Raw genomic sequence first — 12,748 nt, 5'->3', positions numbered from 1 at the left:
TCACTCCTCCTCTTCTTCGACGTGCGCGGTGGCTAGGCTGCGCCACAGCAGCACCGGGATGATGAGGGTGAAGACGATCACCTCCTTGTACGCGCTGGCCCAAAAAGACGAGTACGACTCGAGCAGCCCGACGAGGATCGATCCGGCCGCCGCGAGCGGATAGCTGACGAGCCCGCCGATGATCGCGCCAACGAAACCCTTCAAGCCGATCAAGAAGCCGGAGTCGTAGTAGATCGTCGTCAACGGTGCGACGAGCACGCCGCACAGCACACCGAGCCCAGCGGCCAGCGTAAAAGCGAGTCGTCCCGCTTGCGTCGTGCCGATGCCGACGAGCCGCGCGCCGAGCCGGTTGACCGACGTCGCGCGCAGCGCTTTGCCCGAGATCGAGCGCTCGAAGAACAGATAGAGCGCCGCGATGAGCACGAGCGCAGTCACCACGACCCAGAGGCTCTGCCCCGAGATCGATAGCCCGCCCACGCTCCACGAACCGTCGGAAAACGCCGTTGTGCGAAACCCCTCGGCACCGAACATGAGCAGCCCCAACCCCACCATGACGAAGTGAACCGCCACGGCCACGATCAGCAGCAGCAGCGTCGTCGCCTCAGCGATCGGCTCATAGGCCAAGCGGTAGATAAAGGGGCCCATCGGCACGACGATCGCGAGCGTCAGCGCGATCTGCGCGGCCATCGGCAGCGTCAGCGCATAGACGTGCTGCGTGATCGCGTAGATGGCGATCGGGCCGAGCAAATAACGGCTCGCCAGCGACGTCAGCACACGCGGCGCATGCCGGCGACGCTCCGCATGCCGCACGAGCCCCGCCGTCTCGACGACGAAACAAGCGGCTCCGAGCACCACCAACAAGATGACGGTGGCCGGAAACTTCTGCGCCTGCAGCATCGCCAGCGTCAGCGCGCCATATGAAACGAACTCCCCTTGCGGGATGAAGATGACGCGCGTGACGGAGAAGACGAGCACGAGCGCGAGCGCAAGCAGCGCATAGATCGCCCCGGTGGTGATGCCGTCTTGCGCGAGGATCGCCGCAATCGATAAATCCATGCTGTTTGAGTCCTGTGCCTACGACGCTACGAATGACGAATCGACGGAAATCAAAGCGATCAAAAAATCAAAAGAAAGGCTGCGAGCCGAATCGAGGCTCGCAGCGTGAGCGGCAATCCGCCTGCATCAGTCGTTCAACAACTTCCACTTGCCGTCGACGATCTCCACCATGACGCGCGCGCGTTGATCGAGCCCGTTGTGATTCGCCGGCGACGTGTTCATGATCCCTTGCGAAATCGGCAGCTCCTTGATGTTCTCGAGTGCGTCGCGCAGCGCCGAACGGAACGCCTCGGTGCCGGGCTGCGCCTTCTTGAGCGCCTCGGGAATCGCGCGCTGAAGCATCTGCCCCGCGTCCCACGCATGACCGCCGAACGTCACCACGGTGCCGGCGCCGTATGCCTTCTCATACGCGTTCTTGTAGGCGAGCGCCGATTGCTTCACGGGGTTGTTGTTCGGCAGTTGATCCGCCACGAGGATCGGGCCGGTCGGCAGGATCTCGCCCTCGCAATCCTTGCCGCATACGCGCAAGAAATCGTTGTTGGCCACGCCGTGCGTCTGATAGACCTTGCCCTTGTAGCCGCGCTCCTTCAGTTCCCTAGCCGGCAGCGCAGCCGGCGTACCCGAGCCCGCGATCAGCACGGCGTCGGGATTGGCGCTCATCACGCGCAGCACCTGGCCCGTGACGGAAGCATCGGTACGGTTGAACTTCTCGTTGGCGACGACCTTCAGGTGATCGGTGCTCGCGGCCTTGGCGAATTCGGCGCTCCAGCTTTCGCCGTAGGCATCGGCGAAGCCGATGAAGCCGACCGTCTTCACACCGTGCTTGGCCATGTAGTCGGCGATGGCGTTGGCCATGAGGCTGTCGTTTTGCGGCGTCTTGAACGCCCACTTGCGCTTGTCGTCCACCGGTTCGACGATCTTGGCCGAAGCGGCCAGCGAAATCATCGGTGTCTTGGCGGCGGAAATGGGATCGAGCATCGCGAGCGAGTTGGGCGTCACCGTCGAGCCGACGATCACGTCGACGTGATCTTCATCGATGAGCTTGTGCACATCCTGCACGGCTTTGCCCGTATCGGAACCGTCGTCGAGCACGATGTACTGCACGCTCTTGCCGTCGATCTCCTTGGGCAGCAGCGCCACCGTGTTCTTCTCGGGAATGCCGAGCGAGGCGGCCGGCCCCGTCGTCGACAGCACGACGCCAACCTTCACTTGCGCGAAAGCGGCCGTCACCCCGCACATCATTGCCATCGCCACGCTGCAGCGTACCCATTGCTTCATCGTCATTGCTGATCTCCTGAGGCTTGCGCGAGAAAGCGCGTTGTCATTGCCGGCTCATCGGCCGACTCGAATCGATTATTTTCGAAAGCGGATTTTCATCAACGGATCCGCACGGCCAATCGCGCCGTGCAGCGCCGTCGACGATCGTAGCCGATCGCGCCCGCGCAAGCACTGAGCGCCGCATACGGGCAGCGAAACGAAAACGAGAAAGGAAAAATTGGAAAAGCGAATACGGTTGCGAGATCGCGACACGGGGCCGAAGCGCACGCGTGCGAGCTTGGCGAAAGCGTGTTTTTGCGGGAAGAAGATGCGATCGACGAGTGCACGAAGCAGCGTGCACGAAGACAAATGCGCATAGGCAACGCACAAATGAAAAGCGCTGTTGGATCCTATCCAACAGCGCTTCCGTACGGGCACTGAGTGCCTCGATTGTCTCCTCGTTCTCCACCTGTAAATTCGGTGCATCAGAACTGAGACGAAGATTAAACAACCCCGTCTCCGCCCACAACCTAGCACTTTCCCTAGTGGTGCAGAGCAGCACGCAATTCGCGCAAGCATGCATCGTTTCACGTCGAGCCGAGCGCCGGCCCGCTACTGCAAGACCGCCTGATCGGCTTGCACCGGGCGTTCCCGCGCCTCGCCCTCGCGCCGTGCGCGCGCTGCGCTGAAATGGCGCGACGCAGCGCGAAAGCCCCGTGCCTGTTCGACTCACCCGCGCAGCGGCCTGACGCGCGCGACGATCTCGCCGACGATGCCGCGCCTGAACGCCAGCACGCATGCGATGAAGACGATGCCGATCACGATCGTCGTCGAATCGCCGAGCGAATTGAACCAATCGACGTGCGTCACCGAAGCGAGGCCAGCGCCGATGTCGCCGAGCCGATCTTCGAGCGTCACGACGAGCGCGGCACCGAGGAGCGGCCCGAACAGCGTGCCCATGCCGCCCACGAGCGTCATCAGGATGACGAGGCCCGACATCGTCCAGTAGGCATCGCCGAGCGTCTCGAAGCCGAGCACGAGCACCTTCAGCGAGCCGGCGAGACCGGCGATGCCGGCCGAGAGCACGAACGCGAGTAGCTTGAAGCGATCGGTGTCGTAGCCGAGCGAGATGGCACGCGGCTCGTTCTCGCGAATCGCCGTCAACACTTGCCCGAACGGCGAGTGAACGACGCGCACGATCAACGCGAACGCCAACACGACAGCGACGAGCAGAACGTAGTAGAGCGTCAAGTCCGACGATAAGCTGAGGAGTCCGAACAATTTACCGCGAGCCACGCCTTGCAAGCCGTCTTCGCCGCCCGTGAACGGCGCTTGCAGATAGACGAAGTAGACGAGTTGCGCAAGCGCGAGCGTGACCATCGCGAAGTAGATGCCTTGGCGACGGATCGCGAAGAAGCCGGCGACGAGCCCGAGCAGCGTCGCGGCCGCCGTGCCGGCGATGACGCCCAATTCGGGCGTGAGGCCAAGCGTTGCGATCGTATAGCCCGTGGTGTAGCCGGCCGTGGCGAGAAACATCGCATGGCCGAACGAGAGCAGCCCCGTATAGCCGATCAACAAATTGAACGCGGCCGCGAACAGCGCGAAGCAGAGCACCTTCATCACGAACACGGGATAGGCGCCGAACCACGGCGCAACGAGCAGCCCGACGAGCAAGAGGGCGTATAGCGCTTTTCTTTGCATCACCGTTCCTTGCCGAAGAGACCCGCGGGGCGCACGAGCAAAACGAGCGCCATGATGACGAAGACGACCGTGGCCGAAGCCTGCGGATAGAACACGCGCGTGAAACCCTCCACCACGCCGAGCATCAAACCGGTCAGGATCGAGCCCATGATCGAGCCCATGCCGCCGATCACGACCACCGCGAACACCGTGATGATCATCGGCTGCCCCATCAGCGGCGAGACTTGAATGACGGGGGCGGCAAGCACCCCGGCGAACGCGGCCAGCGCGACGCCGAAACCATACGTCAGCGTGATCATCAGCGGGACGTTCACGCCGAACGCTTCGACGATTTTCGGGTTCTCGGTGCCCGCGCGCAGATACGCGCCGAGCCGCGTCTTTTCGATGACGAACCAGGTGGCGAAGCACACGGTCAGCGAGGCGACGACGACCCACGCCCGATAGTTCGGCAGATACATGAACCCGACGTTCGTCGCGCCCGCGAGCGAATCGGGCACGTCGTACGGCTGTCCCGACGAGCCGTAGATCGAGCGGAACACGCCTTCGATGACGAGCGTGAGCCCGAACGTCAGCAGCAAGCCGTAGAGGTGATCGAGCCGATAGAGCCAGCGCAGCATCGAGCGCTCGATGACGACGCCGAACAGCCCGACGATGAGCGGCGCAAGCACGAGCATCGCCCAGTACGGCACGCCGAAATAGGCAAGGCCCATCCAGGCGAGCATCGCGCCGAGCATGAACAATGCGCCATGCGCGAAGTTGATGACGTTGAGCATGCCGAAGATCACGGCTAGCCCGAGACTCAGGATCGCATAGAACGATCCGTTGACGAGCCCGAGCAAAAGCTGGCCCGCCATGGCCTGCAACGGAATGCCGAAGATATTCATCGAACCTGCCGTCAGAGAGAGAGATACGCGCGCGATCTCGCCGCGCGCGTCATTGCCGCATACCGTTTAAGCGCTACTTCACTTCCAAAGATCGCACTGCGTATCCTTCTTCGTCGTGAACGCTTGCTCGCCCGGAATCGTCGCCTTCAGCGTGTAGTAATCCCACGGCTTCTTCGATTCGGCCGGCGTCTTCACTTGGTACAGATACATGTCGTGAATCATGCTGCCGTCTTCACGCACGTAGCCCTTCGCGTAGAAGTCGTCGATCTTCTGCTTGTGAAGCTGGGCCATCACCTTGTCGGCATCGGTCGAACCGACGGCCTTCACGGCGTTCAAGTAATCCATCGTGGCCGAGTAGTCCGCCGCTTGCAGGCTCGACGGCATCTTGCCCGTCTTCTTGAAATACTTCTGCGCCCAGGCGCGCGCCTTGTCGTTCTGATCCCAGTACCAGCTATCCGTGAGCAGCAGACCCTGCGCCGTCGGCAAGCCCACGCTATGCACGTCGTCGATGAACATCAGCAGCGCGGCGATCTTCATCGTCTTGCCGATGCCGAACTCCTTGGCCGCCTTCAGCGAATTCACGGTATCGCCGCCTGCGTTCGCAAGACCGAGCACCTGGGCCTTCGACGCTTGAGCCTGCAGCAAGAACGATGAGAAATCCGACGCCGACAGCGGATGCAGCGAGCGGCCCAGCACCTTGCCGCCGTTCTCTTCGACGACCTTCGTCGTATTCGCGTCGAGCGACTTGCCGAACGCATAGTCGGCCGTCAGGAAGTACCACGTCTTCAAGCCCTGCTTCACGATCGCGGAACCGGTGCCTTTCGCCAGCGCCGTCGTGTCATAGGCGTAGTGGATCGTGTACGGCGTGCATTGCTTGTTCGTCAGCGCGTCGGTACCCGCGCCGATCGAGATGTACGGACGCTTCTTCTCCTTGATCACGTCGTTCATCGCGAGTCCCGTCGCCGAGTTCGTCCCGCCGATCAGCAGGTCGAGGCCTTCCGTATCGATCCACTTGCGCGCGGTCGATGCGGCGATGTCGGCCTTGTTCTGGTGATCCTGAGTGAGCAGCTTGATCGGCAGCCCATTGACCTTACCGCCGAAATCGGCGATGGCCATTTGGATGGCCGTCACGCCGCCCTGGCCGTCGATGTCGGCATACAGGCCCGACAAGTCGGTGATGAAGCCGATCGTGACTTGCGTTTCCGCCGCCACCGCGTGCTGCGCCGCGAATGCGGCCGCGAGCGCGGTGCCGGTTACTGCGAGAGTGCGAACAGCGCTTGCGAGCAACTTGGTTCTCATTGGTATCTCCTTCTTCGCTTATGGTTGTGCGTGCAACTGTTTGATCATGCATCGGATACGGAGCGCCGGGCACGCTCCAAGACAACGGCGTCCGGCATCAAACGCCGAGCAGCTCGTGCAGCACCGGCATCTTGCCTTCGAGTTCGCTCGCGACGAAATGCTCGACGATGCGGCCGTGCTCCATCACGTAGAAGCGATCGGCCAGCGGCGCCGCGAAGCGGAAGTTCTGCTCGACCATCACGATCGTGTAGCCGCGCGATTTGAGCGCGAGGATCATGCGTGCAAGCGTTTGCACGATAACGGGCGCGAGCCCTTCGGAAATTTCGTCGAGCAAGAGCAGGTTCGCCCCCGTGCGCAAGATGCGCGCCACGGCCAGCATCTGCTGCTCGCCGCCCGAGAGCCGCGTGCCCTGGCTCATGCGGCGCTCTTTCAAATTCGGGAACATCTCGTAGATTTCGTCGAGCGACATGGCGTTGTCGCTCGCACCGACCATCGGCGGCAGCAGCAGGTTCTCCTCGCACGACAGACTCGAGAAGATCGCGCGCTCTTCAGGGCAATAGCCGACGCCGCAGTGCGCGATCTTGTGCGTCGACATCTGGATCGTCTCGCGCTCGCCGATGCGAACCGAGCCGGTGCGCCGGCCCGTGAGCCCCATGATCGCGCGCAGCGTCGTCGTGCGTCCCGCACCGTTGCGGCCGAGCAAGGTGACGACCTCGCCGCGTTTGACGGTCAGATCGACACCATGCAGGATGTGCGATTCGCCGTACCACGCTTGCAGGCCCGAGAGCGTCAATGCGGCCGGCGCGTCGGCCAGCGCTTGCTCGGTGCCGCTCACCGCGATGCTTTCCCGCTCCGTATGGTTCATCAGTGCGTCCCCGTCAACGCCGCGTCGGCGCTGCCCATGTAGGCCTGCATCACGAGCGCGTTCTTCGATACCTCGGCATAGCTGCCTTCCGCGAGCACTTCGCCGCGCTGCAAGACGGTGATCGTGTCGGAGATACCCGCGATCACGTTCATGTTGTGCTCGACCATCAGAATCGTGCGGCCCGCCGATACCTTCTTGATCAAGGCGGTCACGCGATCGACGTCCTCGTGGCCCATCCCCTGCGTCGGCTCGTCGAGCAGCATGAGCTCGGGCTCCATCGCGAGCGTCGTCGCGATCTCGAGTGCGCGTTTGCGGCCGTAGGAAAGCTCGACCGTGAGCGTATCGGCGAAATCGGTCAACCCGACCTGCGCGAGCAGCTCGTGCGCGCGATCGTCGAGACGATGCAGCGTGCGTTCGCTGCGCCAAAAGTGGTAAGCCGTGCCGAGCGTGCGCTGCAAGCCGATGCGCACGTTCTGCAAAACGGTCAGATGAGGAAAGACGGCCGAGATCTGAAACGAGCGGATGATGCCGCGCCGCGCGATCTGTGCGGGGCGCTCGCGCGTGATATCGACGTTGTTGAAGACGATTTGCCCCGCGCTGGGCTCGAGGAACTTCGTCAGCAGATTGAAGCAAGTGGTCTTGCCCGCGCCGTTCGGGCCGATCAACGCATGGATCGAGCCGCGGCGCACGCGCAGGTTCACGCCGTTCACGGCGGTGAAGCCCTTGAACTCTTTGGTCAGCCCGCGCGTTTCAAGAATCGTGTCGCCGAGAATCATGTCCCCTTCCATGCGAAGTCACGCGAAACACTGCATGTGGCACGCGCTTGTCGAGCACGTTGCATCGTTTGACGGCACACCCCGCGGTTATCGGGAGATCCGTCGTTTTTGGCATGGTGCATCAACGCTCAAGCGCTCGGTCCAGCACCATGCGGCATCGCGCATTGTCTCGCCAATGATGCAGCGCAATCATTGGGATTTGCACTAGTGCTTAATTGTGTCGTCAACAAACATGCCGCATGCTGTCTCGCATGCCTCGTGTGTATGCGCTCGCTTCTTACGATCGCGTCACGCAACGGTCACGCTCGACGCTCCGCCCACATTTTGAACAGCCCCCGTTCGCGCGCGCCGATCGGCGCGAATCATGTCGCTCGCGCGCTCGGCGATCATCAGCGTCGGCGAGTTCGTGTTGCCCGACGTGATCGTCGGCATGACCGATGCATCGACGACGCGCAGCCCGCTCACGCCGAGCACACGCAGGCGTGCATCGACAACCGCACCAGGGTCGTTGGATGTACCCATGCGGCATGTACCGACCGGATGAAAAATCGTCGTGCCGACTGCTCCCGCCGCGCGGACGAGTTCTTCTTCGGTCTGATATTGCGACCCCGGCAAGATCTCATCGGGCGCATAGCGCGTGAGCGCCGGCGCCTGCACGATGCGGCGCGTGAGCCGCAATGCATTGGCCGCGACGTGGCGATCGTAGTCGGTCGATAGATAGTTGGGCGCGATGAGCGGCGGCGCGAGCGGATCGGGCGATTCGATGTGAATGCTGCCGCGCGAAGTCGGCCGCAAATGACAGGCCGATGCCGTGAACGCATTGAAACGGTGTAGCGGTTCGCCGAAGCGATCGAGCGAGAGCGGCTGCACGTGATACTCGATGTCGGGGCGCGTAATCGACGCGTCGTCCTGCGACGACTTCGCGAAAGCGCCAAGCTGCGACGGCGACATCGACATCGGCCCGCTGCGCCACAACGCGTACTGCATCCCGATCAGCAGCTTGCCCCACCAATGCGCCGACATCGTGTTGAGCGTGCGCACGCCGCGCACGCGATAAGCCATGCGCAGCTGCAGATGATCCTGCAAGTTCTCGCCGACCCCACGCAGGTCGTGCACGACGTCGATCCCGAGCCGTTGCAACCGCGTCCCGTTGCCGATGCCGGATAGTTCGAGCAGTTGCGGCGAATTGACCGCGCCGGCGGCCAGCACGACTTCAACGCGCGCGCGTGCGACGAACTCGCGCGTGCCCGTCGCGCCGCCGCGACAAGCCACGCCCGTGCAGCGCTTTGCGTCGAACGTCAGCCGCCGCACTTGCGCGCCCGTGACGACGGTCAGATTCGGGCGGTCGAGCGCCGGGCGCAAAAATGCCTTCGACGCATTCCAACGAACTCCGCGCTTTTGATTGACCTCGAAGTAGCCGACACCGCTGTTGTCGCCGCGATTGAAATCGTCGGTAGCGGCAATCCCGGCCTGCTGCGCAGCCTCTCGAAACGCGTCGAGCACTTGCCATTTGAGACGCTGCTTTTCGACACGCCACGGACCGCCCGCGCCGTGCCAGGCATCGGCCCCGCCGTGGTGATCCTCGCTGCGCTTGAAGATGGGCAGCACGGCGTCCCACGACCACGACGAATCGCCCGTCGCGCGTGCCCATTCGTCATAATCCTCGCGCTGACCGCGCATATAGATCATGCCGTTGATCGACGAACTGCCGCCGAGCACGCGCCCGCGCGGATAGGCCAACGAACGGCCGCCCAGCCCAGCTTCCGAGCACGTGCGATAGAGCCAATCGGTGCGCGGGTTGCCGATGCAATAGAGATAGCCGACGGGCACGTGAATCCAGCGGTAGTCGTCCTTGCCGCCCGCCTCGATCAGGAGGACGCTGACGTCGGCGTCTTCGCTGAGCCGGTTCGCGAGCACACAGCCGGCCGTGCCCGCTCCGACGATTACATAATCGAACTCGCCTTCGGGAATCGTTTCGCTCATCATCGCGCGCACCATCCGGCATCGAATGAAATGGGGAAGGCCCACACGAATCCGCGAATCCGCGCGCGGGCCCGGGCTTCTCGTCGGCTCGACCTTACTTCGCGACCGGCATCGTGAATTCGGCACCCTTCGCGATGCTGTCGGGCCAGCGCTGCATCACGCTCTTGTAGCGCGTGTAAAAGCGCACGCCCTCCTCGCCGTAGGCGTGATGATCGCCGAACAGCGAGCGCTTCCAGCCGCCGAACGAATGCCATGCCATCGGCACCGGGATCGGCACGTTGATGCCGACCATGCCCACCTGGATCTGACGCGCGAACGCGCGCGCCACGCCGCCGTCGGTCGTGTAGCACGACACACCGTTGGCAAACTCGTGCGCGTTGATCAGCGCGACCGCGCTTGCGAAGTCGGGCACGCGCACGATGGCGAGCACCGGACCGAAAATCTCCTCGCGATAGATCCGCATGTTCGTCTTCACGTGATCGAACAGCGTGCCGCCGAGGAAGAAGCCCGCGTCCTGACCGGACACCTCATGAGCGCGGCCATCGACGACGAGCGTGGCGCCTTCGTCCACGCCGGCTCCGATATAGCCGATCACCTTGTCGCGATGCACCCCCGTCACGAGCGGACCCATCTCGGCATCGGCTTGCATGCCGTCCTTGATCTTCAAGGCCTTCACGCGCGGCACGAGCCGCTCGACGAGTTCATCGGCGATATGGCCGACGGCCACCGCGACCGAGATCGCCATGCAGCGCTCGCCGGCCGACCCATAGGCCGCCCCGATCAATGCATCGACGGCTTGGTCGAGATCGGCGTCGGGCATGACGACGAGGTGATTCTTGGCGCCGCCGAGTGCCTGCACGCGCTTGCCGCGCTTGGATGCCTCGCTATGGATGTACTCGGCGATCGGCGTCGAACCGACGAACGAGAGCGCCGCGACGTCATGATGCTCGATGAGCGCATCCACGGCCTGCTTGTCGCCGTGCACGACGTTGAAAACGCCGTCGGGCAACCCCGCTTCCTCGAGCAACTCGGCCAGGCGCACGGTGACGGACGGATCGCGCTCCGAAGGCTTGAGCACGAACGTGTTGCCGCAGGCGATCGCGATCGGGAACATCCAGCACGGCACCATCATCGGAAAATTGAACGGCGTGATGCCGGCGACAACGCCGAGCGGCTGACGCAAGTTCCAGTTGTCGATGCCGCCGCCGATTTGATCCGTGTAGTCGGTCTTGAGCAGGTTCGGAATGCCGCAAGCGAATTCGACGACTTCGATGCCGCGCATCACCTCGCCTTTCGCATCCGAGAACACCTTGCCGTGCTCGCGCGTAATGAGTTCGGCGAGTTCGTCATGATGCGTATCGAGCAACTGCTTGAACTTGAACATGACCCGAGCCCGCTTGAGCGGGGCCGTCTCGGCCCATGCCGGGAACGCGGCCTTGGCCGCAGCCACGGCGGCAGCGACTTCATCCGTGCCGGCCAGCGGCACGTGCGCCGCGACACGGCCTTCAGCCGGATTGAAGACGTCGCCGAATCGGCCGCTCGTGCCGGCCACGGTGCGACCGCCGATGAAATGCGTCACCTCGCGCACGCCGCTCCGATCTGCTTCGCTCATGTCGATCCTCGCTCAATCAGTGAAACGCTCGTCCGGGCAGCCCTGGCCCCGGCTCATTTGCAAAGAAGCGTACCCGCCAATGCAACTCGAAATCCAATGAGTTCTCCTCAACTGCAATATAAGGCGAGCTAATATCACCGTTATGGACCTCACCCTCCTTCGCGCCTTCGTGACGGTGGCGCGCGTGGGTAATCTCACGCGCGCGGCCGCCCAGCTTCATCTGACGCAGCCGGCCGTCAGCCTGCAGATCAAGAATCTGCAGGAGACGCTCGGCGTGGCGCTGTTCACGCGTACGTCGCACGGGCTCGTGCTGACGCGCGACGGCCAGGCGCTACTGCCGCATGCCGAGCGCACGCTTACCGCGGCAGGCGACGTCGAACGGGCGGCAGCCGCGCTGCGTCAGGAAGTGCGCGGCCGGCTGCGCATCGGCACCATCCTCGACCCGCAATTCCTGCGTCTAGGCGGATTCCTCAGACAACTCGTCGAAACCTATCCTCAGATCGAAACGGCCTTGCGCCACGGCATGTCGGGCTGGGTGGCCGAGCAAGTGCGGGCGAAAGAGCTCGACGTCGGTTACTACATCGGCCAACCCGTCGAAGACGGCATGCCGAGCGGCCTCTTTTATTCAGCGACGCTAACGCGTTTCCAATACCGCGTGCTCGCGCCGGCCGGCTGGAAGGAACGCGTGGGCCGCTCGCCCGATTGGCGCACACTCGCCGCGCTCCCGTGGATCTGGACGCCGCCGGCCTCCGCCCATCACCGGTTGCTGTCGCGGCTGTTCGGGCAAGCCGGGGCGGACCCGGTGAAGGTGGCTGAAGTGGATCAAGAGACGTCGATGCTCGACCTCGTCAAGTCGGGCGTCGGGCTTTCGCTCGCGCGCGACGCGATCGCGATCGACGAAGCGCACACGCATGCGCTGACGATCGTCGAGGGCGTGACGGTGCCGACCGAGCTGACCTTCGTCGCATTAGCGGCGCGCATGGACGAGCCCGCGATCGCCGCCGCGTTCAAGTTGATCGAAGCGCAATGGGCCATTTGACCGTGCCGTTTTCGCAAACGCGCGCCGACACTTTTTGTTAGATTACGGAGTCGGTTTGCATTTGCGTTCCGTTCCTTACGTTCCATCTGCAAGCAGGCGCCCTGCGCGCCGCCCGCTTCTCGTCGTGCGCGTTTTTTTCTAGTTTTGCGTTTCCCGCTGCCCTTTACGGCACGCTGCCGATACGGCCCATCGACGCGATCGGTTCGGTCGCAGCGGATCGGCAGTACTCGGTTGGCCGCCCGCCCCCGTCTCACTTTACGTTTCGACAGGAGCTCG

The 12,748-nt window shown here is 63.4% G+C and carries 10 protein-coding genes; 1 reads left to right on the top strand and 9 read right to left on the bottom strand.

The features are described 5' to 3' along the window. From J3485_RS18450 to J3485_RS18410, 9 genes are all read right to left on the bottom strand, one after another. Positions 1-1,056, bottom strand: a complete 1,056-nt coding sequence (locus J3485_RS18450) for a branched-chain amino acid ABC transporter permease (RefSeq protein ID WP_206955538.1) — start codon at positions 1,054-1,056, stop codon at positions 1-3. 126 nt (positions 1,057-1,182) lie between these two features. Further along, the gene (locus tag J3485_RS18445; protein WP_206955537.1) at positions 1,183-2,340 is read right to left on the bottom strand and encodes an ABC transporter substrate-binding protein; all 1,158 of its coding nucleotides are present in this window, start codon (positions 2,338-2,340) and stop codon (positions 1,183-1,185) included. 702 nt (positions 2,341-3,042) lie between these two features. Beyond that, complete coding sequence (locus J3485_RS18440; RefSeq protein WP_206955536.1) at positions 3,043-4,014, bottom strand: branched-chain amino acid ABC transporter permease; 972 nt, start codon at positions 4,012-4,014, stop codon at positions 3,043-3,045. Next, on the bottom strand, positions 4,014-4,898 hold the full coding sequence (locus J3485_RS18435) for a branched-chain amino acid ABC transporter permease (RefSeq protein WP_206955535.1): 885 nt from the start codon (positions 4,896-4,898) through the stop codon (positions 4,014-4,016). Before J3485_RS18435 ends, J3485_RS18440 begins: the two co-directional genes overlap by 1 nt. A gap of 78 nt (positions 4,899-4,976) precedes the next feature. Then, positions 4,977-6,197, bottom strand: a complete 1,221-nt coding sequence (locus J3485_RS18430; protein ID WP_206955534.1) for an ABC transporter substrate-binding protein — start codon at positions 6,195-6,197, stop codon at positions 4,977-4,979. 97 nt (positions 6,198-6,294) lie between these two features. Further along, positions 6,295-7,062: an ABC transporter ATP-binding protein gene (locus J3485_RS18425; RefSeq protein ID WP_206955533.1), complete on the bottom strand. Its 768-nt coding sequence runs from the start codon at positions 7,060-7,062 to the stop codon at positions 6,295-6,297. After that, a complete protein-coding gene (locus J3485_RS18420; RefSeq protein WP_206955532.1) occupies positions 7,062-7,838 on the bottom strand; it encodes an ABC transporter ATP-binding protein in 777 nt (258 codons plus the stop codon). The genes J3485_RS18425 and J3485_RS18420 overlap by 1 nt, the downstream gene beginning before the upstream one ends. Before the next feature lie 288 nt (positions 7,839-8,126). Further along, positions 8,127-9,824 carry a GMC family oxidoreductase gene (locus tag J3485_RS18415; RefSeq protein ID WP_206955531.1) on the bottom strand — a complete coding sequence of 566 codons (1,698 nt, stop codon included), beginning with the start codon at positions 9,822-9,824 and terminating at the stop codon, positions 8,127-8,129. A gap of 91 nt (positions 9,825-9,915) precedes the next feature. Then, positions 9,916-11,433, bottom strand: coding sequence for a CoA-acylating methylmalonate-semialdehyde dehydrogenase (locus J3485_RS18410; protein WP_206955530.1), 1,518 nt, complete (start codon positions 11,431-11,433; stop codon positions 9,916-9,918). A gap of 142 nt (positions 11,434-11,575) precedes the next feature. Between J3485_RS18410 and J3485_RS18405 the strand changes: the two genes are divergently transcribed. Then, positions 11,576-12,472 (top strand): LysR family transcriptional regulator, encoded by an 897-nt coding sequence (locus J3485_RS18405; protein ID WP_206955529.1) that lies wholly within the window; start codon positions 11,576-11,578, stop codon positions 12,470-12,472. Positions 12,473-12,748: the final 276 nt, after the last annotated feature.

The sequence above is a fragment of the Trinickia acidisoli genome, assembly GCF_017315725.1.
GTDB lineage: Bacteria > Pseudomonadota > Gammaproteobacteria > Burkholderiales > Burkholderiaceae > Trinickia > Trinickia acidisoli.
Note: the sequence above shows the minus strand (reverse complement) of the source record. Positions and strands in the feature narration are given on the sequence as shown.

Coding starts and splice junctions, on each gene's coding strand:
- J3485_RS18440 (WP_206955536.1), bottom strand. CDS start 4,014: ATGCAAAGAAAAGCGCTATACGCCCTCTTGCTCGTCGGGCTGCTCGTT.
- J3485_RS18415 (WP_206955531.1), bottom strand. CDS start 9,824: ATGATGAGCGAAACGATTCCCGAAGGCGAGTTCGATTATGTAATCGTC.
- J3485_RS18405 (WP_206955529.1), top strand. CDS start 11,576: ATGGACCTCACCCTCCTTCGCGCCTTCGTGACGGTGGCGCGCGTGGGT.
- J3485_RS18425 (WP_206955533.1), bottom strand. CDS start 7,062: ATGAACCATACGGAGCGGGAAAGCATCGCGGTGAGCGGCACCGAGCAA.
- J3485_RS18435 (WP_206955535.1), bottom strand. CDS start 4,898: ATGAATATCTTCGGCATTCCGTTGCAGGCCATGGCGGGCCAGCTTTTG.
- J3485_RS18445 (WP_206955537.1), bottom strand. CDS start 2,340: ATGACGATGAAGCAATGGGTACGCTGCAGCGTGGCGATGGCAATGATG.
- J3485_RS18450 (WP_206955538.1), bottom strand. CDS start 1,056: ATGGATTTATCGATTGCGGCGATCCTCGCGCAAGACGGCATCACCACC.
- J3485_RS18430 (WP_206955534.1), bottom strand. CDS start 6,197: ATGAGAACCAAGTTGCTCGCAAGCGCTGTTCGCACTCTCGCAGTAACC.
- J3485_RS18410 (WP_206955530.1), bottom strand. CDS start 11,433: ATGAGCGAAGCAGATCGGAGCGGCGTGCGCGAGGTGACGCATTTCATC.
- J3485_RS18420 (WP_206955532.1), bottom strand. CDS start 7,838: ATGATTCTCGGCGACACGATTCTTGAAACGCGCGGGCTGACCAAAGAG.